Raw genomic sequence first — 19,120 nt, 5'->3', positions numbered from 1 at the left:
GGGCCACGGCGCCCGGCCCGCGTGCTGGCTCACGGCCCGAGCGGTGGCGCACCGCCCGGCCGACGGCGTCAGGCCGCCAGACCCAGCGCCGCCATCCCGCCCCACGGGAGGCTCCACCGCAGTTCGGCCACCGCCTGACCGGCAGGCCGCCGTACCGGGTCGGGCCCGGGCCACGGCGCCCGGCCCGCGTGCTGGCTCACGGCCCGAGCGGTGGCGCACCGCCCGGCCGACGGCGTCAGGCCGCCAGACCCAGCGCCGCCATCCGCTTGGTGTGCGCCTCGGTGATCCGGGAGAACATCTTGCCGACCTCGGCCAGGTCGAAGCCGTCCGCGACCCCGCCCACGAGCATGGTCGACAGCGCGTCCCGGTCGGCCACCACCCGCTGGGACTGCGAGAGCGCCTCCCCCATCAGCCGCCGCGCCCACAGCGCGAGCCGCCCGCCCACCCGCGGGTCGGCGTCGATCGCCGCGCGCACCTTCTCCACGGCGAAACCGGCGTGCCCGGTGTCGTCGAGCACGGCGAGGACCAGTTCGCGGGTGTCAGTGTCGAGGCGGGCGGCGACCTCGCGGTAGAAGTCGCTGGCGATGGAGTCGCCGACGTAGGCCTTGACGAGACCCTCCAGCCAGTCCGAGGGGTCCGTCTGCTTGTGGAAGCCGTCGTAGGCGGCCACGAACGGCTCCATGGCCCCCGTCGGCTCCTCACCGATCTCGGCCAGCCGGTCGCGCAGCCGCTCGAAGTGGTGGAACTCCGCCGACGCCATCTTCGCCAGCTCCGCCTTGTCCGCCAGCGTGGGCGCCAGCTTGGCGTCCTCCGCGAGCCGCTCGAACGCCGCCAGCTCGCCGTACGCGAGCGCGCCGAGCAGGTCCACGACCGCGGCACGGTACTGCGGGTCGGCCGCGGCCGTCGCCCAGTCGCGGGCGGCGACCGGGGTGGCTCCGCCGGTACCGGCGGTACCGGCGCTTCCGGCGGTCTCGGCGGGGGCGTCTGCGGCGGTGCCAGGCTTGTCAGAGCTCGTCATGCAGCGCACAATAGCCCGCTCTTCGGCGGCGGTAAGGCCCTGGTCAGTCAGTGTGACGACGACTACGTGAGCAAATCGGCCATCGCGTGTGCGCGAATCCGGGGTATGGTGGTAATGCGCCTGCCGAGTATGTGACGTACGGGTACGTGACATCGTCGTCGGGCCGCACGCATGAGGATGCCCGGTCGGTGGCCCGATCGGCTCCGACCCGACAGCCCTCCCTGCCGTACGCCACACTGCGTACGACAGTCCGGAGGGGGACCCTCAGTGGTACGAGCGCTGGAGCGTCGACAGAGGTCCCGTGTCCTACGGCTCACCCGTAAGGCAGCCGACGTCCCCGACACGGTCCGGCACGACCCGCGCGCTCGCCTCGCACCACGTACACAGAAGAGGCAGCACCCTGACTACGACGTTCCGATCCCTCGGGATCCTCCCCGAGACCGCCGAAGCCCTCGAAGCCGTCGGCATCACCACTCCCTTCCCGATCCAGGAGCTGACGCTCCCCGTGGCCCTCTCCGGCACGGACGTGATCGGCCAGGCCAAGACCGGCACCGGCAAGACGCTGGGCTTCGGCCTCCCGCTCCTCGAGCGCGTCACCGTCCCCGCCGACGTCGAGGCGGGCCGCGCGGCGCCCGAGTCCCTGACCGACGCCCCGCAGGCCCTCGTCGTCGTCCCGACGCGCGAGCTGTGCCAGCAGGTCACCAACGACCTCCTGACCGCCGGCAAGGTCCGCAACGTACGCGTCCTGGCGATCTACGGCGGCCGCGCCTACGAGCCGCAGGTGGAGGCCCTGAAGCAGGGCGTCGACGTGATCGTCGGCACCCCGGGCCGCCTGCTCGACCTCGCGGGCCAGAAGAAGCTGAGCCTCAAGCACGTCAAGTGCCTGGTCCTCGACGAGGCCGACGAGATGCTCGACCTGGGCTTCCTGCCCGACGTCGAGAAGATCATCAACATGCTGCCGGCCCGGCGCCAGACCATGCTGTTCTCGGCGACCATGCCGGGCGCGGTCATCGGACTGGCCCGCCGTTACATGTCGCAGCCCACCCACATCCGCGCCACCTCGCCGGACGACGAGGGCGCGACGGTCGCGAACACGAAGCAGTTCATCTACCGCGCGCACAACATGGACAAGCCCGAGATGGTGGCGCGCATACTGCAGGCCGAGGGCCGTGGACTGGCCATGGTCTTCTGCCGCACCAAGCGCACGGCGGCCGACCTGGCCGACCAGCTCAAGCAGCGCGGCTTCGCCTCCGGCGCGGTCCACGGCGACCTCGGCCAGGGCGCCCGCGAGCAGGCTCTGCGCGCCTTCCGCAACGGCAAGGTGGACGTGCTCGTCTGCACCGACGTCGCCGCCCGCGGCATCGACGTCGAGGGCGTGACGCACGTCATCAACTACCAGTCGCCGGAAGAGGAGAAGACGTACCTGCACCGTATCGGCCGCACCGGCCGCGCGGGCGCGAAGGGTACGGCGATCACGCTGGTCGACTGGGACGACATCCCGCGCTGGCAGCTGATCAACAAGGCGCTGGACCTGGGCTTCAACGACCCGCCGGAGACGTACTCCACCTCCCCGCACCTGTACACCGACCTGGGCATCGCCGAGGGCACCAAGGGCGTCCTGCCGCGCTCGGAGCGCACCCGCGCCGGGCTCGACGCGGAGGAGCTCGAGGACCTGGGCGAGCCGGGCGGGCGCGGTGGCCGCGGGCGTGGCGACCGGGGTGGCCGGGGTGGGCGCGACGACTCGCGTTCCGGCGACCGCGAGCGCGAGCGTTCGTCCCGTACGACGCCGCGCCGCCGCCGTCGGATGCGCGGCGGTGCGCCGGTGGACGCGGAGGCCTCCGTGGCCCCCGCGGCCGAGGCCGTGACCGGTGGTGCGGACAGCGCCGCCGACGCGGGCACCGACACCGACAAGGGTCCCCGCACGCTGCGCCGCCGGCGCCGTACGCGCAACGGTGAGCCCTCGCGCCGCCAGGAGACCGCCGCGACGCCCGCCACCGACGGCCCGGCGGCCCAGGCCGCCGAGCACGCCGCGCTCGCGCCTTCCGAGACCCCGGTCGTGGAAGCGGTGGCGGCCGAAACGGTGGCGGCCCCGGAGGGCGTGGAGGCCCCGGCGAAGCCGCGCCGCCGCCGCACCCGCAAGGCGGCCGAGACCTCGGCCGCCCCGCTGGAGACCGCTCCGACGGCGGAGCCGACGGCCACCGAGGAGTCGATCGTGGCTCCGGCGGTCGTCGAGGCCCCGACGGTGGAGGCTCCCGCCGAAAAGCCGCGGCAGCGCACCCGCAAGGCAGCCACGGCCGCCGAGGCGACGGTCGACACGGCCGAGGGAGCGGCCGTGCCCGCGGCCGAGCCGGCCGAGACCAAGCCGCGCCGCCGGACCCGCAAGGCGGCCGAGCCCGCCGTGCAGGCTCCGGACACCGAGGCGGAGGCCGAGACCAAGCCGCGCCGCACGCGGAAGACGGCCGCCACCAAGACGGCCGCCACCAAGGCAGAGGCCGCCGCCGACACCGCCGAAGCAGCGGAGGCGAAGCCCAAGGCCCGCCGCACCCGCAAGGCCGCCGAACCGGCGGTGCAGGCTGCTCCGGACACCGAGGCGGAGGCCGACGCCAAGCCGCGCCGCACCCGCAAGACGGCCGCCACCAAGACGGCCGCCGCCAAGGCGGAAGCCGCCGCCGACACCGCCGAGGCGGCGGAGGCGAAGCCGAAGACCCGCCGCACCCGCAAGGCCGCCGAACCGGCGGTGCAGGCTGCTCCGGACGCCGAAGCGGAGGCCGAGACCAAGCCGCGCCGCACCCGCAAGACGGCCGCCACCAAGACGGCCGCCGCCAAGGCAGAGGCCGCCAAGGCGGAAGCCGCCGCCGACACCGCCGAGGCAGCGGAGGCGAAGCCCAAGGCCCGCCGCACCCGGAAGACGGCCGCGTCCGTCGAGGCCGCCGCCGAGATTCCGGCGCAGGCCTCGCAGGAGCCGGAGGCCGCGCCGCGGCGCCGGACCCGTAAGGCCGCCGTTGCCGTCGAGGCACCCGCGGCTGGGGCCGACCCGGCGGAGGCGAAGCCGAAGGCCCGCCGTACCCGCAAGACGGCCGCCGCCGCGCAGCCCGCGGAGGCCGGCGAGAGCTGATCCGCGCCGCTCGTCCGAGACCGAGACCGTCGGCCCCGTCCCGCCACCCACGTGGGACGGGGCCGACGGCGTTGGGCGTCGTCACTGCCGTGCGCATCGCCCGATAGCCTCTGCCCGTGAGCAGGAACGCCGCCTTCAGCCCGCCCCCGGACGCCCGCGCGTACCGGCTGCGTACCGCACGCGGTGAGTTCGCCGTCGTCGACTCGCCCGTGGCCGCCGGGGTCGCGTCGAGGGGCGTGGTGATGATGCTGCCCGGCTTCACGGGGAGCAAGGAGGACTTCACCCTGCTGCACCGGCCGCTCGGGGCGCGCGGCTACCGCACGGTCGCCGTGGACGGACGGGGACAGTACGAGTCGGACGGGCCCGAGCACGACGAGGCGGGGTACGCGCGGGCCGAACTGGCCCGGGACGTGCTGGCGCAGGCCGCCGCCCTGGGGACGCGCGTGCATCTGGTCGGGCACTCCCTGGGCGGCCAGATCGCACGGGCCGCCGTCCTGCTCGACCCCGCCCCGTTCCTGTCCCTCACGCTGATGTCCTCGGGCCCGGCGCGGATCTCCGAGTCGCAGCGGCAGCGGGTGAAGCTGCTGCGGGACGCGCTGGACACGATGACGATGGCGGAGGTCTGGAACGTGATGCAGGCCATGGGACCGCCGGAGGAGGCCGGCGCCCCGGCCCCCGCCCACGGACCGGAGGACCCGGTACGGCTGCGCGACCGCTGGCTGGGCACCAGGCCGGCGCAACTGCTCGCCACGGGACGTCAGTTGTGCACCGAGCCGGACCGTGTCGCCGAGCTGGCCGCCGTGCCGCTGCCCTTCCACGTGCTGTCGGGCACCTATGACGACACCTGGCCCGTGCCGCTCCTGGACGAGATGGCCCTGCGCCTTGACGCGCGCCGGACGGTCGTCGCGGGCGCCGAGCACTCCCCCAACACCGACCAGCCCCTGCCGACCGCCCGCGCCCTCGCCGACTTCTGGGACGACCATCCCGTGCCGCCCCGGCCGTACGTGCGCTGAGGCCCCGCGGTGGCGCTCCGGCGACCCGCTTCCCGCCGGAGCAGGCCCTGACACTCCGCGGACAGCGCCCTAGTACTGCGCCCGCAGGTGCTCCCAGAAGCCGTCCCGCAGCGCCCGGCGCAGGTCGGCCTGGCCGCGCAGTGAGTACTGCAGCAGTCCCTCGGCCTCCACCAGCAGGTCCTGGTCCACGGAGCCGGGGAGGTAGGGGTGGCCGGGGAGCAGTTCGAGCAGGGACTCGCGCCCTCGGGCCGCCAGCCATTTCGCCGCGATCTGCGCGCCCACGAAGCGGACGTCCTCCCGGGCCGGGCGGGTGAGGCCCGCCTCGACGGCGGGGGCCGTGCGCCGGGAGACGTACGGCTTGAAGAAGTCGAGGTCGAGGGTGCGCTGGCTGTCGACCTCCCAGAGCAGTGGCTCGGCCTGGTTGCGGCCCTCGGGGGCCTCGATGCCCCACAGGTGGACGCGGGCGCCGAACCCCTGGGCGGCCTCGACCGCCGACACGAGGTCCTCGTCGCCGCCGAGCAGGGCCGCGTCGCTGATGGCGCGGTGCCGGGCGAGGGACTCCAGGTCGGTGCGGATGAGGGAGTCGACGCCCTTCTGCTGGTTGTTGGCGTTGAGGTTGCCCAGGCGGACCTTGACGTCCGGCAGCTCGGCGATGGACTGCTGCTCGGCGGTGTGGATGCGGCGGCGGGCGCCGTCGTACCAGTACACGCGCAGCAGGCGGCTGTCCGCGAAGATGGTCCGGGCCCTGTCGATGAGGGCCTCGATGAGCCCCTCGGCGTCCAGGTCGAAGGCCCGGCGGTCCTCGGTCCCGGCCACCAGTCGCCCCGCCGCCGCGTACAGGTAACCGGCGTCGACGAAGATCGCGTGGGTCGAGGGGGTCTTCGCCACCTCGGCGAGCATGCGCTGCAGCAGCTCGTTCGTGCGATCGATGCGAGCGTTCAGGGGCGCGAGGTCGTCGTTCATCGCCTCCATTGTCCCGGCGGTCACGCTACGAACACAACCGGTCCCGGTCAGTCTTGTACGAGACACCTATCGCGCGGTAACAAGCGACTTACTTGTCAGTAATTAGTCGTGCGAAAAATTTCCTTAGCGTAGGGAATGTTTGCAGAGGGCATCCCGTTGACCATTACGGAAGCCCGGGCACCGACGACCCAGGAGCCACACCAGTAGTTCTCCGCAGGAGGATGACCAGATCAAGGGAGAGGCCATGCGCTTTGAAGTCATGCGACTCGACGACGTCGACGGGACCCCCGTGGACACGACTGTCGTGGACGCCGCCTCCGTGAACCGCATCGTTCAGCAGGCTGCCGCCATCGGGCAGCGCCTGTGGATCCGCCCCGCCGACACCTCGGCCTTGTAACGCGGACCTTCGCACACGAGAACAGGGCCCCGCACGGAACTCCGCGCGGGGCCCTGTTCCCGTGCTCACGCGCCCTGGATCACCTGGGTGATCCCGTTGATGATCTGCTGCACGGCGATCGCGGAGAGCATCATGCCGGCGAGGCGGGTCACCAGGACCACGCCGCCGTCCTTGATGACCCGGATGATCAGCAGCGAGTACCGCATCACCAGCCACAGCACCACGTGGATGGCGAGGATCGCCGCCCACACCGAGACCTGCGTGGTCACGCTGTCCGCCTTCTGCACGGCCAGGATGACCGACACGATCGCTCCGGGCCCGGCGAGCAAGGGCATGCCCAGCGGTACGAGGGCGACGTTGACGTCCTTGGTCTGCTTCGGCTCGTCCGTCTTGCCGGTGAGCAGGTCGAGGGCGATCAGCAGGAGCAGCAGCCCGCCCGCGATCATCAGGGCGGGCACGGACACGTGCAGGTAGTCGAGGATCTGGTGCCCGAGCAGACCGAACACCGTGATCACACCACCGGCGACGCAGACGGCCTGGAGGGCCATCCGCTTCTGCACCTTGCCGGGGCGGCCGGAGGTGAGCGCGAGGAAGATCGGGGTGATCCCTGGGGGATCCATGATGACAAAAAGGGTCAGGAAGAGGGAGCCGAAGACGGCGACGTCGAACATGGGTGAGCCACTGGCCTTGCGAAGGAGGGGGAAGAGGGGAAGGAGGTCGCGCGGAGGGTACGGCTCAGACCCCGCCGGCCCCGGGCACGGGGAACGCTCCGAACGCCCGTCGCGTGATCTCCCCGTACACCTCGGGGTCGGTCGTGTACTCGCCGAGCACACAGGTCTTCCGGCCGCCGTGGTAGTCGCTCGAACCGGTCACCAGGAGCCCCAGCTCCTTCGCCGTCCCGCGCAGCCGTGCCCGCGTCTGGGCGTCGTGGTCCATGTGGTCGACCTCGATGCCGTCGAGCCCGGCGGCCGCCAGGTCGGCGATCGCGGCCTCGGACACGGTGCGGCCGCGCTTGGCGGCGGCCGGGTGCGCGAACACGGCGACCCCGCCCGCGCCCTTGACCAGCCGGAGCGCCTCGAAGGGGTCGGTCTCGTGCTTCTCCACGTGGGCCCGGCCGCCGTCGGCCAGCCAGTCCTGGGTGAAGGCGTCGTTCACGGTCGGGACGACGCCCAGTTCCACGAGGGCGGAGGCCACGTGCGGCCGGCCGACCGAGCCGCCACCGGCGATCCTGGCGACCTGCTCCCAGGTGACGGGCACGCCCAGCTCGTTGAGCTTGGCGACCATGGCCCGGGCCCGCGGCACCCGGTCGTCCCGGACCAGCTCGCGCTCGGCGAGCAGGGCGGGCTCCTCGGGGTCGAAGAGGTAGGCCAGCATGTGCATGCTGACGCCGTCGAGGCGGCAGGAGAGCTCGGCGCCGGTGACGAGGGTGAGCCCCTCGGGCAGGGCGGCGACGGCCTCGGCGTGGCCGCGGGTGGTGTCGTGGTCGGTCAGCGCGACGACGTCGAGTCCGGTCGCGGCGGCCTTGCGCACCAGCTGGGCGGGGGTGTCCGTGCCGTCGGACGCGGTGGAGTGGGTGTGCAGATCGATGCGCACGACGCTGACTCCAAGCGGTGACGGGACGGAAGGGGACGCTCAAGGATAACCGGAACTCGACCCCCCGCCGTCACACCCGCAGCACCCCTGCGCCCCCTACGCACGTACAGGTCCTACGCGCGCACCCACAGGTCCTACGCGCTCTGCCCGCCCTAAGCGTCCTAAGCGCCCACGACTACGGCCCGCCACCCCGTCCACCCCGGCCGCCCCGTCCGCCCCTGCGGCGCTACGGCGCTACGGCGCCGTCGGCTCGATCAGCCGCGGCGACAGCGCCCCGCACGGCACCAGGTCCACCTCGGCACCGGCGTCCCGCAGGTCGGTCAGCACCAGCTCCTCGTACATCAGCAGCCCGGACCGCTCGGGCCACACCACGGCCCACAGCCACATGCCGAGGGCCTCCCCGGCGAAGACGGCACGGTCGACGGGCCCCCCGGAGACGTGCCAGAGGGGGGTGGGGCGGCCCGCGGCCAGAACCTTGACCTGGGGCGGCTTCTCGACGTCCAGGTACGGTCCGGGGTCCGGGCCGTCGAGGCCCGCGTACCGCGCGCCGAGGCCGACGCCGAGCTCCTCGGCGACCAGGATCAGCTCACCGATGCCCCCGAGCGGGCCCGGCCCGGAACAGGCGACGGCGGTCGCCCGGCCTCCGCTGCGGTCGTCGCCCGCACAGGCCACGCCGGTGAACAGCCAGCCGACCGGCAGCGGCCAGGGCATCCACAACGGCACCTGCGTGCGGTGCACCACGACGCCGAGCGCCTCGACGCTGGGCGGGAGTACGGGCTGGACCGGGTGCACGGCGCCGTGCAGGTCGCACTGCCAGGAATCGGCGAAGAGGCCGGGAGCCCTGACCCGGCCACCACACTTCGGGCAACTGGGTTCGCCCCTCATAGAGCCCCACGGTCCTACCCCCGCACCCCCACGTCAAGGACGATCACCCATCCGGAGGGAAGGGCACCGGCCGGGCCGGCCCCCGAGTGACTAGATGTACATTGCATTAATTAGCAGAGCTAACTTACTATGTGTATACGCCAACCATTTGGCGTGCATCTTGTCCACCTCGTCCCCATTGGAGAGCAAGCATGGATCCCTTCGACGCGGGTGCGGGCGGCATCCTGCGGCAGCCCAAGGCCGTGTGGGCGACCGCGGGCGCGTCCGTCGTGGCCTTCATGGGCATCGGGCTGGTCGACCCGATCCTCCCGTCCATCGCCAAGGGCCTGGACGCGAGCGCCGGGCAGGTCTCGCTCCTGTTCACCTCGTACTTCCTCATCACCGCCCTGGCCATGCTGGTCACCGGTTTCGTCTCCAGCCGCATCGGCGGCCGCAAGACCCTGCTGCTCGGCCTGGCCTTCGTCGTGGTCTTCGCGGGCCTCGCCGGCACCTCCGACACCGTCGGCCAGCTCGTCGGCTACCGGGCCGGCTGGGGCCTGGGCAACGCGCTGTTCGTCTCGACGGCCCTCGCGGTGATCGTCGGCGCGGCGGCCGGCGGCAGCGCCGCCGCGATCCTGCTCTACGAGTCCGCCCTCGGCCTCGGCATGGCCTGCGGCCCGCTGCTGGGCGCACTGCTCGGCGACGCCAGCTGGCGCTACCCGTTCTTCGGCACGGCCTTCCTGATGGCGATCGGCTTCCTGTGCATCACGGTGTTCCTCAAGGAGCAGCCGAGGCCGGCCCGCAAGACCTCGCTGCTCGACCCGATCAAGGCGCTGGGCCACGGCGGCCTCGCCTCCGCCGCGGTCTCGGCGTTCTTCTACAACTACACGTTCTTCACCGTGCTGGCCTTCACGCCCTTCGTGCTGAACATGACGCCGTACAAGTCCGGCGCGGTGTTCTTCGCCTGGGGCGTCCTGCTCGCCGTCTTCTCGGTGCTGGTGGCACCGCGCATGCAGCGGCGCTTCGGCTCGCTCAAGGTGCTCGGCGGTTCACTGGTCCTGCTCGCGGCCGACGTCCTGGTCCTCGGGTACGGCAACCACACCGCGGCGATCGTCTGCACGATCCTGTCCGGCGCGTTCATCGGCGTGAACAACACCGTCTACACCGAGCTGGCCCTCGGGGTCTCGGACGCGCCGCGTCCGGTGGCGAGCGCGGGCTACAACTTCGTGCGCTGGTTCGCCGCGGCGGCCGCCCCCTACTTCGCGCCGAAGATCGAGGAGTGGACCGACGTCCACATCCCGTTCGTGGTGGCGGCGGTGACCGCCCTGCTCGGCGCGGTCGTGGTCGTCGTACGGCGGCGTGCCCTCACCCACGACGCCGAGGAGCTGGAGCCGAAGCACGCGAGCGAGGACTCGGTCACGGTCTTCGCCAACTGACGAGACGGAACCGGTGAGTTGTGTCACTCGGCTGCGACACTCGGCTGCATCAGTCCAGGGGGACGGACCTGCGGGACGGATCACGCAGGTCCGTTCCGTGGTTCAGCCAGCGCTCCTGGAGGGCGGGCGCGCCGTGCACGCGCTTCCAGGCGGCCTCGTTCGGCGTCATCGGCAGCAGCGGCAGGAACCGCACCGGGTCCAGCGGGGCGTCCAGCTCCAGGTCCTCCACCAGGCCCCCCGGCTCGGCGACCAGGACCGAGGTGAACGGGGCCCCGGGCCACAGCGGCTCACCGACGTCCAGCGAGGCGCCGGGCGCCACGATCACGCCCTCGACCTGCGGGGACGCGGCCAGTACGGCGAGCGGGCGGAGCACCTTGTCGGTGTCGGCGGCCCCGGAGCGCACGGAGAGCACCAGCTCGGCGCGGGGGCCCTTGACCGGGTCGGCGAGCGCGGCCGTGGGGTCCGCCATGGGCTGGGCCGACATGCCGAGGGTGGCGTAGCGGACGACGTCGCCCTCTCCTGCGGCGGCGGCGGCGGCGGGGAAACGCAGCACCTCGATGCGGTCGGTGCCGAGGAAGGTGACCGCCGCGCGCGCGTCCGGCTCGCCCAGCGCGCTGTGCAACCGGGCCTCGACCAGAGGAAGAACATCAGCCATGCGGCGAGCATAGAACTCGTCGGGAAGAGGCAAAGCGGCGCCTTGACACGTCGGGTGACTGGTACTCTGGCCCAGCGGTTCGGGGCAGCACGCAGAGCGTCGCGATCAAGTCCCCGACACTGTGAACACTCCCCTACGGGGAACCCCTCCAAACAAGGGGAATGGATCGTCCCTCACGAGGGACCGGCCGGAGGAGGTGGGGCTGGCATGGACCGAAGTCGACCGTGCAGTACCACCCGCTCTTCCGGCCGCTGACGCAGCCGCACCGGCTTTCTTCCCGTCGCCGCTGTCCGTACGCGCGCCCTCGCAAGGAAGAGCACTTCGTCTCGTTTTGCCTGACCCTGCCGTCGGTCCGGGTCAGCAGCTGAATCAGCAGCGAAGTCGGCCACCGCGACGGTGCGGTGCCCCCCGCTTTGTGGACGCGCCGAGCACGCGTGGTCTGGACGTCCTCATTCCGGGTGGTTCCACCCGTCTCCGGCCTCGTTCGCCGCCCGCCGCGAAGGAGCCTGCCATGTCGATGATCCGTGACCTGCGCGCCGCGGTCCGCCCGTCCCGCGTCTCGCTGCGCAAGGATGGCGGTGCCTACGACACCACCCGTGACCCGGCGACGACCTCCGCCGTCGTCGACTGCGCCGTCTACCGCGACGGCACCCGCGTCGAGACGGACGTGCCGCTGACCCCGCACACGGCGATGCGCCAGGTGCGCCGCGACGGCGGGTTCGTGTGGATCGGCCTGCACGAGCCCACCGAGGACGAGTTCGCCGGTATCGCCCGGGAGTTCGGGCTGCACCCGCTGGCCGTGGAGGACGCGGTCCAGGCCCACCAGCGGCCCAAGCTGGAGCGCTACGACGACTCCCTGTTCACGGTCTTCAAGACCGTCCACTACGTCGACCACGCCCAGCTCACCGCCAACAGCGAGGTCGTCGAGACCGGCGAGGTCATGTGCTTCACCGGCCGGGACTTCTTCATCACCGTCCGGCACGGCGGGCAGGGCTCGCTGCGTGCGCTGCGCCGCCGCCTCCAGGAGGACCCGGAGCTGCTGCTCAAGGGCCCCTCCGCGGTGCTGCACGCCATCGCCGACCACGTCGTCGACGGCTACATCGCGGTCGCCGACGCGGTGCAGGACGACATCGACGAGGTCGAGACGGAGGTGTTCTCGCCGGGACGCAAGGGCTCCCCGCGCGGCACGGACGCCGGGCGGATCTACCAGCTCAAGCGCGAGGTGCTGGAGTTCAAGCGGGCGGTGGCGCCGCTGCTGCGTCCCATGCAGCTGCTCAGCGAGCGGCCGATGCGGCTGGTCGACCCGGAGATCCAGAAGTACTTCCGGGACGTGGCCGACCACGTGGCCCGGGTGCAGGAGCAGGTCATCGGCTTCGACGAACTGCTGAACTCCATCCTCCAGGCCAACCTCGCCCAGGCGTCCGTCGCGCAGAACGAGGACATGCGCAAGATCACCTCGTGGGCCGCGATCATCGCCGTACCCACGATGGTGTGCGGGGTCTACGGCATGAACTTCGACTACATGCCGGAGACGCACTGGAAGTTCGGCTACCCGCTGGTCCTGTCGATCACGGTCGGCATCTGCCTGGGCATCCACCGCACCCTCAAGCGCAACGGCTGGCTCTGAACCCGCCCCCGGGCCCCTGGATAGGCTGACCGCATGACAAGCGAGCTGCTCGACAAGGCCCTCGTCGAGGAGGCCACCAAGAAGTCCGGCCTCGTCTGGGTCAAGGGCGCCGGGGTGCCCGCCCGGGCGCTGTGGCACGTCTGGCACGACGGCGCGGCCTGCGTCGTCGGCGACGGGCCGGGCGAGCAGCCGCTGCCGGGTCTTGCCGACGGGGCGGCGGCCGAGGTGACGGTGCGCAGCAAGGACAAGGGCGGCCGGCTGGTCTCCTGGGCCGCCCGGGTGGTGGAGCTGCCGTCCGGTTCCGAGGCGTGGCAGGCGGCGGTGGGCGAGCTGAAGGGCAAGCGGCTGAACGCCCCGGACGGCGAGGCCATGACCGGCCGCTGGGCCCGCGAGTGCCGGGTGCTGCGCCTGGAGCCGACGGGGACCACGGCGCCGCTGCCCGACGCCTCGCTGGCCGAGGCACCGCTGCCGAGCCCGGCGACGACCCGGCAGCCGGTGCCGGCGGGACTGCCGCGCCTGCTGCTGAAACGCCGCAAACGGCGCTGACGGCCCTGGGGACTCCCCAGGACGCCCCGGGACGCCCCTGGACGCCTCAGGAGGACGGCAGCTGCTTGCCGTAGTCCAGGGTGTCGTCCTTCGCCGGCTGCTCCAGCGCGAAGTCCTTGTTCCAGTCCGAGAAGCCGATCGAGCCCGCGCTGCCCGCCCGCACCAGGCGCAGCGGGTACGGGGTGCCCTCCAGGGAGACGTCCAGCGAGCCGCCCGCGCCGTCGTCGCCGGTGATGCGGATGGTGCGCACCCCGGCCTGCTCGTGGCGGCCGTCCGTCTTCACCGTGCCGTGCAGGGTCAGCAGACCGCCGAGGAGGACGTCCTTGTCCGTGAAGCCGCTGAACTTCTTGTACACGGGGTCGCTCTGCGGCACCTTCACGTACTTGCCGGCGAGCTTGTCGGCCGCCTTGGCGTCGCCGCCGTCGTGGCTCCAGAACCCGGCGTCGGCCTTGAGGAAGAGCTGCTCGCCGACGCGCAGCAGCCCGAACGTGGCCCCCTCGGCCGCGACCGAGCCGGTCCCTCCGTCGGCCTTCAGCCGCATGTCGAGGGTGTACGTGCTGCCGCCGGCCTCCACGGAGCCGTGCAGGCGCACCGTCCGGGCGGCCTCGGCGGCCGTCCCGGCCTTCGCCTGGATCTTGTCGGCCGACAGCTTTCCGAGGCCGTTGGTGCCCGCGTCGGGGTCCTCGCTGCTGCATCCCGTCAGCCCGGCTCCCGTCACGGCCAGGGCACACACCGCGCCCAGCCAGGCGGCCCTGCGGATTCGGCGCCGGGGAGTCACAGACACAGGTGAAACTGCCTTTCTGACAGGGCTGACACGCGGCCGACGGACGTCGGCGGCGAACCGACCGGGCCAGGGCGCAGCGTACCGGGGCCCCGCGGGGCCAACGGAGCCAGTCCGTCCGGACCGGCCACCAGGGCGAGGGCGATCGGGACGGGCCGGGCCTGTCCGGCGGATCAGGTCGCAGGAAAGCCACGGTGTTTCATTGACGCCGGTGAGCGGGGTCTGGTGCGTGCAGCTGCAAGGCGGAGGAGGGAGTCGACGCGATGGGGGTCCCCCCGCGCGAGCGCAGTCGAGCGTGGGGGAGTCGGCGAGTGACGACAACGCGGCAGATGGGCGTGCCAGACCCCGCGTCTGCGGCATGATCCGCCGGACAGGCCCTAGCCTGAAGCGCGTCCGAGCGGGCAATTCGGAAAAGAGACACCGTACGAACCAGCGTTCACGCACTCCCACTCGACTCACTCGACTCTCTCGACTTCCGCGTCCTCGCGCTCGGCTCCGCGCAGCGCGAGGACGTGAGGAAAGGAGCCGCGGCCATGGCAGCGGGCGCCCCCCGGATCTTCGTCTCCCACCTCTCCGGCATCGCCGTGTTCGATCCGGCCGGTGACCAGGTGGGACGCGTGCGCGATCTGGTCGTCATGCTCCGCGTCGGCCGCAAACCCCCGCGCGTGCTCGGACTGGTCGTCGAACTCACCACCCGCCGCCGGATCTTCCTGCCGATGACCCGGGTCACCGGCATCGAGTCCGGCCAGGTGATCACCACCGGCGTGCTCAACGTGCGGCGTTTCGAGCAGCGGCCCACCGAGCGCCTCGTCTTCGGCGAGCTGCTCGACCGGCGGGTCACGCTCACCGAGACGGGCGAGGAGGTCACGGTCCTTGACCTGTCGGTGCAGCAGTTGCCCGCCCGCCGGGACTGGGAGATCGACAAGGTCTTCGTACGCAAGGGCAGGAAGGGCGGTGCCTTCCGCCGCAACAAGGGCGAGACGCTGACCGTGGAGTGGTCCGGCGTCTCCGGCTTCTCCGTCGAGGAGCAGGGGCAGGGCGCCGAGAACCTGCTGGCCACCTTCGAGCAGCTGCGCCCCGCCGACCTCGCCAACGTCCTGCACCACCTGTCCGCCAAGCGCCGCGCCGAGGTCGCCGCCGCCCTCGACGACGACCGGCTGGCCGACGTGCTGGAGGAGCTGCCGGAGGACGACCAGATCGAGATCCTCGGCAAGCTCAAGGAGGAGCGCGCGGCGGACGTCCTGGAGGCGATGGACCCCGACGACGCGGCCGACCTGCTCGGCGAGCTGCCCGAGGCGGACAAGGAGCGGCTGCTGAGCCTGATGCAGCCCGACGACGCGGCCGACATGCGGCGACTGATGGCGTACGAGGAGCACACGGCCGGCGGTCTGATGACGACCGAGCCGATCGTGCTGCGCCCCGACGCGACCGTCGCCGACGCCCTGGCCCGCATTCGCAACCCCGACCTGTCCCCGGCGCACGCCGCCCAGGTCTACGTCTGCCGCCCGCCCGAGGAGACCCCGACCGGCAAGTACCTGGGCACGGTCCACTTCCAGCGCCTGCTGCGCGACCCCCCGTACACGCTGGTCGGCTCGATCCTCGACGACGACCTGCAGCCGCTGGAGCCGGACGCCGCGCTGCCCGTGGTCGCCGGGTTCTTCGCCGCGTACGACATGGTCGCGGCGCCCGTCGTGGACGACTCGGGGGCGCTGCTCGGCGCGGTCACCGTGGACGACGTACTGGACCACATGCTGCCCGACGACTGGCGGGAGACCGAGTACCACCTGGACGAGACGACGGGAACGACGGAGACGACGGGGACGACGGGGACGGCGACGGGGGAGGTGGGCGCCGATGGTGCCTGAGCGCGAGACGACGACACGGGAGCGTGCCACGTCGGGGGCCACCGCGTCCTCCCGGGCCCGGGCCCGCCTCGACCAGCCGCGTCCGCCGCGCCGCAGGCTGCTGCCCGAGTGGGACCCGGAGTCCTTCGGCCGGCTGTCGGAGCGCGTCGCGCGCTTCCTGGGCACCGGGCGGTTCATCGTCTGGATGACGGTCGTCATCATCCTGTGGGTGGTGTGGAACGTGTCCGCGCCGAGCGGCCTGCGCTTCGACGAGTACCCCTTCATCTTCCTGACGCTGATGCTGTCGCTCCAGGCCTCCTACGCGGCCCCGCTGATCCTGCTCGCGCAGAACCGGCAGGACGACCGGGACCGGGTCAACCTGGAGCAGGACCGCAAGCAGAACGAGCGGTCGATCGCCGACACCGAGTACCTGACCCGGGAGATCGCCGCGCTGCGCATCGGGCTCGGCGAGGTCGCGACGCGGGACTGGATCCGCTCCGAGCTCCAGGACCTCGTCAAGGACCTGGAGGAGCGGCAGAACGGCCATCACCCCGACCGCGGGGTATTCCCGGCGGATCGGTCCTCGGGGCGTGACGTACCCGACCGCTGACGGGGCTTTCCGTGCCCCGTGGGCGGCGCCGTACCATCGACCCTATGGCTACGGAAGACGCGGTGCGCGAGGCACTGGCGACGGTGAACGACCCCGAGATCAACCGGCCCATCACCGAGCTGGGGATGGTCAAGTCGGTGGAGATCGGCGCGGACGGAGCGGTCGCGGTCGCCGTGTACCTGACGGTCTCCGGCTGTCCCATGCGGGACACCATCACGCAGCGCGTGACGGACGCGGTGGCGGCGGTCGAGGGTGTCACGCGCGTCGACGTCGAGCTGGACGTGATGAGCGACGAGCAGCGCAAGGAGCTGGCCAGCGCCCTGCGCGGCGGCCAGACCGAGCGCGAGGTGCCCTTCGCCAAGCCCGGCAGCCTGACCCGGGTGTACGCGGTCGCGTCCGGCAAGGGCGGCGTCGGCAAGTCCTCGGTGACGGTGAACCTGGCGGCCTCGATGGCGGCCGACGGCCTGAAGGTCGGTGTCGTCGACGCCGACATCTACGGCCACTCCGTGCCGCGCATGCTGGGCGCCGACGGGCGTCCCACCCAGGTCGAGAACATGATCATGCCGCCTTCGGCCAACGGCGTGAAGGTCATCTCGATCGGCATGTTCACCCCGGGCAACGCGCCGGTGGTCTGGCGCGGCCCGATGCTGCACCGCGCGCTCCAGCAGTTCCTGGCGGACGTGTACTGGGGCGACCTGGACGTCCTGCTGCTCGACCTGCCGCCCGGCACCGGTGACATCGCGATCTCGGTGGCGCAGCTGGTGCCGAACGCCGAGATCCTGGTCGTGACGACCCCTCAGCAGGCCGCCGCCGAGGTGGCGGAGCGGGCCGGCGCCATCGCGGTGCAGACCCACCAGAAGATCGTCGGCGTCGTCGAGAACATGTCGGGGCTGCCCTGCCCGCACTGCGGCGAGATGGTCGACGTCTTCGGCACCGGCGGCGGTCAGGCGGTCGCCGACGGCCTGACCCGTACGACCGGTGCGTCGGTGCCGGTCCTCGGCGCCATCCCGATCGACGTCCGGCTGCGCGAGGGCGGCGACGAGGGCAAGCCCGTCGTCCTGTCCGACCCGGACTCCCCGGCGGGCGCGGCCCTGCGCTCGATCGCGGGCAAGCTCGGGGGGCGCCAGCGCGGCCTTTCCGGGTTGTCGCTGGGGATCACGCCGAAGAACAAGTTCTGACGTTCCGTTTCCGTACGGGAGTGGGGGCGCTGTCCACGGGGACGGCGCCCCTCCTCGTACCCGCGACCGCCGGCTAGGCGTACGCGGCGATGTCCTTGACGACGGCGAAGGCCAGCCCGTACGCGCTCATGCCCCGTCCGTACGCGCCGAGGTGCACGCCCTGCTCGGTCGAACCGGCCAGCACCCAGCCGAACTCGGACTCCCGGTAGTGGAAGGGCGTCGGTGCGCCGTCCACCGGCAGGGACAGCGTCGTCCAGTCCTCGCCGTCGAGGTCGTCCGCGAGGACCCACGCGGTCTCCGTCTGCTGCTCCAGCCAGTCGTCGCGCAGCGAGTGGTCCATCTGGCCGGGCCAGGTGAAGGACAGCAGCCCCACGCCGGCCAGCCAGGCCGCCGAGGACACCGAGGTGGCCTCCAGCAGGCCGGTGCCGTCGGCGCTGCGCCGGTCGGGGTTGGCCGCGACGGTCACGACGACCGCGAACTTCTCCTTGGCGTCCTGCTCGTCGCCCGCGACGTGCTCGTTGCGCACCGACGGTTCGTCGCCGTGCCCGATCGAGCCGTGTTCCACGGCCCCGTCGGCCGCCGTACCGATCTGCATCAGCCGGCGCCGCCCCGTGAAGGCCTCGTCGAGGCCGTACCACGGGAAGGGCGCACGCAGGTAGCCGTCGACCGTACCCCGGCCGGAGGGGGACTGTGGTCCGCCCTCCGCGGCCGGCGCCTGCGCGACTGCCCGACTCGTCGTCTCCATGTGCCCGGACGCCTCCTCGCTCTCGTCGGACCGGAACGGCCCGCCCCCCTTCGGGCGCACTCGTCCGGTCCGCACAACAACTCGGGCAGCATAGCCACCCCGCTGGCGGCAGCCGGGAAATCGCCCGGCGCGTGAGCCGCGCGGGCGTCGCCTTCAGGGCCTGTGCGCCCCGTCCGGAGTATGAGACACGTCACGTTCCCGGTCCGCGGGCCGGGCGTGGGAGGAGCCGGGTCAGGTGGCGTCCATGTCGAAGGGCGGGCGGTCGTCGGCGGCGGGCTTGCCGGTCTTCCCGGGCGTCTCGGGCTTCTTCGACATGTCGACGCGGCCGTCGCCGGACGCGGCGGACGACGATCCGGAGGACGACCCCGAGGGCGATCCCGAGGACGAGGGCTCCGCGTCGCGGCCGTGGACCGCGTCGGTGACCTCGGCCATCTCCTTCTTCAGGTCGAAGCCGTTGCGGAGCTCCTTGAGCCCCAGCTCGTCGTTGTCCAGCTGCTTGCGGAGGAACGTCTTGGGGTTGAGGTCCTCGAACTCGAAGTCCTTGAACTCGGGGCCCAGCTCCTGGCGGATGTCCTGCTTGGCGCTGTCCGAGAACTCCCGGATCTTCCGGATGGTGCGCGTCACGTCCTGGATGACCTTGGGGAGCTTGTCCGGACCGAAGACGAGCACGGCGAGGACGACGAGCGTCACCAGCTCTAGTGCGCCTATGTCATTGAACACCTGAAGCTCCTTGGG

The 19,120-nt window shown here is 72.3% G+C and carries 19 protein-coding genes; 9 read left to right on the top strand and 10 right to left on the bottom strand.

The annotated features are described in order from the left end of the window. Positions 1 to 68: 68 nt before the first annotated feature. A complete protein-coding gene (locus tag ACFV9J_RS24840; protein ID WP_385357163.1) occupies positions 69 to 200 on the bottom strand; it encodes a hypothetical protein in 132 nt (43 codons plus the stop codon). A 35-nt stretch (positions 201 to 235) separates the two neighbouring features. After that, entirely contained in the window at positions 236 to 1,018 is a 783-nt protein-coding gene (locus tag ACFV9J_RS24835; protein ID WP_385357161.1) for a ferritin-like domain-containing protein, read from the bottom strand. 493 nt (positions 1,019 to 1,511) lie between these two features. Between ACFV9J_RS24835 and ACFV9J_RS24830 the strand changes: the two genes are divergently transcribed. After that, positions 1,512 to 4,133 carry a DEAD/DEAH box helicase gene (locus ACFV9J_RS24830; protein ID WP_385357314.1) on the top strand — a complete coding sequence of 874 codons (2,622 nt, stop codon included), beginning with the start codon at positions 1,512 to 1,514 and terminating at the stop codon, positions 4,131 to 4,133. Positions 4,134 to 4,249: 116 nt separating this feature from the next. Continuing rightward, positions 4,250 to 5,146 (top strand): alpha/beta fold hydrolase, encoded by an 897-nt coding sequence (locus ACFV9J_RS24825; protein WP_385357159.1) that lies wholly within the window; start codon positions 4,250 to 4,252, stop codon positions 5,144 to 5,146. A gap of 69 nt (positions 5,147 to 5,215) precedes the next feature. On the opposite strand, the gene ACFV9J_RS24820 is transcribed toward ACFV9J_RS24825, so the two are convergent. Continuing rightward, a complete protein-coding gene (locus tag ACFV9J_RS24820; protein WP_385357156.1) occupies positions 5,216 to 6,109 on the bottom strand; it encodes an NYN domain-containing protein in 894 nt (297 codons plus the stop codon). A 244-nt stretch (positions 6,110 to 6,353) separates the two neighbouring features. On the opposite strand from ACFV9J_RS24820, the gene ACFV9J_RS24815 reads away from it, so the two are divergent. Further along, positions 6,354 to 6,506, top strand: coding sequence for a hypothetical protein (locus ACFV9J_RS24815; RefSeq protein WP_007444413.1), 153 nt, complete (start codon positions 6,354 to 6,356; stop codon positions 6,504 to 6,506). Between the two features lie 65 nt (positions 6,507 to 6,571). On the opposite strand, the gene ACFV9J_RS24810 is transcribed toward ACFV9J_RS24815, so the two are convergent. From ACFV9J_RS24810 to ACFV9J_RS24800, 3 genes are all read right to left on the bottom strand, one after another. Further along, on the bottom strand, positions 6,572 to 7,177 hold the full coding sequence (locus ACFV9J_RS24810) for a MarC family protein (RefSeq protein WP_385357154.1): 606 nt from the start codon (positions 7,175 to 7,177) through the stop codon (positions 6,572 to 6,574). Between the two features lie 64 nt (positions 7,178 to 7,241). After that, positions 7,242 to 8,099: a PHP domain-containing protein gene (locus ACFV9J_RS24805; protein ID WP_385357152.1), complete on the bottom strand. Its 858-nt coding sequence runs from the start codon at positions 8,097 to 8,099 to the stop codon at positions 7,242 to 7,244. Positions 8,100 to 8,333: 234 nt separating this feature from the next. Then, positions 8,334 to 8,984, bottom strand: a complete 651-nt coding sequence (locus tag ACFV9J_RS24800; protein ID WP_385357150.1) for a DUF6758 family protein — start codon at positions 8,982 to 8,984, stop codon at positions 8,334 to 8,336. A gap of 191 nt (positions 8,985 to 9,175) precedes the next feature. Between ACFV9J_RS24800 and ACFV9J_RS24795 the strand changes: the two genes are divergently transcribed. Next, positions 9,176 to 10,399 (top strand): MFS transporter, encoded by a 1,224-nt coding sequence (locus ACFV9J_RS24795; RefSeq protein ID WP_076976155.1) that lies wholly within the window; start codon positions 9,176 to 9,178, stop codon positions 10,397 to 10,399. Positions 10,400 to 10,448: 49 nt separating this feature from the next. Here the strand turns inward: ACFV9J_RS24795 and ACFV9J_RS24790 are convergent, their stop codons facing one another. After that, positions 10,449 to 11,054 (bottom strand): suppressor of fused domain protein, encoded by a 606-nt coding sequence (locus ACFV9J_RS24790; protein WP_385357149.1) that lies wholly within the window; start codon positions 11,052 to 11,054, stop codon positions 10,449 to 10,451. A gap of 511 nt (positions 11,055 to 11,565) precedes the next feature. On the opposite strand from ACFV9J_RS24790, the gene ACFV9J_RS24785 reads away from it, so the two are divergent. Next, a complete protein-coding gene (locus ACFV9J_RS24785) occupies positions 11,566 to 12,681 on the top strand; it encodes a magnesium and cobalt transport protein CorA (protein WP_385357147.1) in 1,116 nt (371 codons plus the stop codon). Between the two features lie 33 nt (positions 12,682 to 12,714). Next, positions 12,715 to 13,227: a hypothetical protein gene (locus tag ACFV9J_RS24780; protein WP_385357146.1), complete on the top strand. Its 513-nt coding sequence runs from the start codon at positions 12,715 to 12,717 to the stop codon at positions 13,225 to 13,227. Positions 13,228 to 13,273: 46 nt separating this feature from the next. Here ACFV9J_RS24780 and ACFV9J_RS24775 read toward each other — a convergent pair whose 3' ends face one another. Further along, the gene (locus ACFV9J_RS24775; RefSeq protein WP_385357144.1) at positions 13,274 to 14,011 is read right to left on the bottom strand and encodes a hypothetical protein; all 738 of its coding nucleotides are present in this window, start codon (positions 14,009 to 14,011) and stop codon (positions 13,274 to 13,276) included. A gap of 530 nt (positions 14,012 to 14,541) precedes the next feature. Between ACFV9J_RS24775 and ACFV9J_RS24770 the strand changes: the two genes are divergently transcribed. The 3 genes from ACFV9J_RS24770 to ACFV9J_RS24760 are packed head-to-tail and all read left to right on the top strand — an operon-like array spanning position 14,542 to position 17,640. After that, entirely contained in the window at positions 14,542 to 15,873 is a 1,332-nt protein-coding gene (locus ACFV9J_RS24770; protein WP_385357142.1) for a magnesium transporter MgtE N-terminal domain-containing protein, read from the top strand. After that, positions 15,863 to 16,462, top strand: coding sequence for a DUF1003 domain-containing protein (locus ACFV9J_RS24765; RefSeq protein WP_385357141.1), 600 nt, complete (start codon positions 15,863 to 15,865; stop codon positions 16,460 to 16,462). Before ACFV9J_RS24770 ends, ACFV9J_RS24765 begins: the two co-directional genes overlap by 11 nt. A 44-nt stretch (positions 16,463 to 16,506) precedes the next feature. Then, entirely contained in the window at positions 16,507 to 17,640 is a 1,134-nt protein-coding gene (locus tag ACFV9J_RS24760; protein ID WP_385357139.1) for an Mrp/NBP35 family ATP-binding protein, read from the top strand. A 73-nt stretch (positions 17,641 to 17,713) separates the two neighbouring features. Here ACFV9J_RS24760 and ACFV9J_RS24755 read toward each other — a convergent pair whose 3' ends face one another. Both ACFV9J_RS24755 and ACFV9J_RS24750 read right to left on the bottom strand, forming a co-directional pair. Next, the gene (locus ACFV9J_RS24755; RefSeq protein ID WP_385357138.1) at positions 17,714 to 18,385 is read right to left on the bottom strand and encodes a hypothetical protein; all 672 of its coding nucleotides are present in this window, start codon (positions 18,383 to 18,385) and stop codon (positions 17,714 to 17,716) included. Positions 18,386 to 18,616: 231 nt separating this feature from the next. Further along, positions 18,617 to 19,105, bottom strand: coding sequence for a sec-independent translocase (locus tag ACFV9J_RS24750; RefSeq protein WP_385357137.1), 489 nt, complete (start codon positions 19,103 to 19,105; stop codon positions 18,617 to 18,619). Between the last annotated feature and the right edge of the window lie 15 nt (positions 19,106 to 19,120).

This window comes from Streptomyces sp. NPDC059906, assembly GCF_042730645.1.
In the GTDB taxonomy this organism is placed as follows: Bacteria; Actinomycetota; Actinomycetes; order Streptomycetales; family Streptomycetaceae; genus Streptomyces; species Streptomyces rubrogriseus.
Note: the sequence above shows the minus strand (reverse complement) of the source record. Positions and strands in the feature narration are given on the sequence as shown.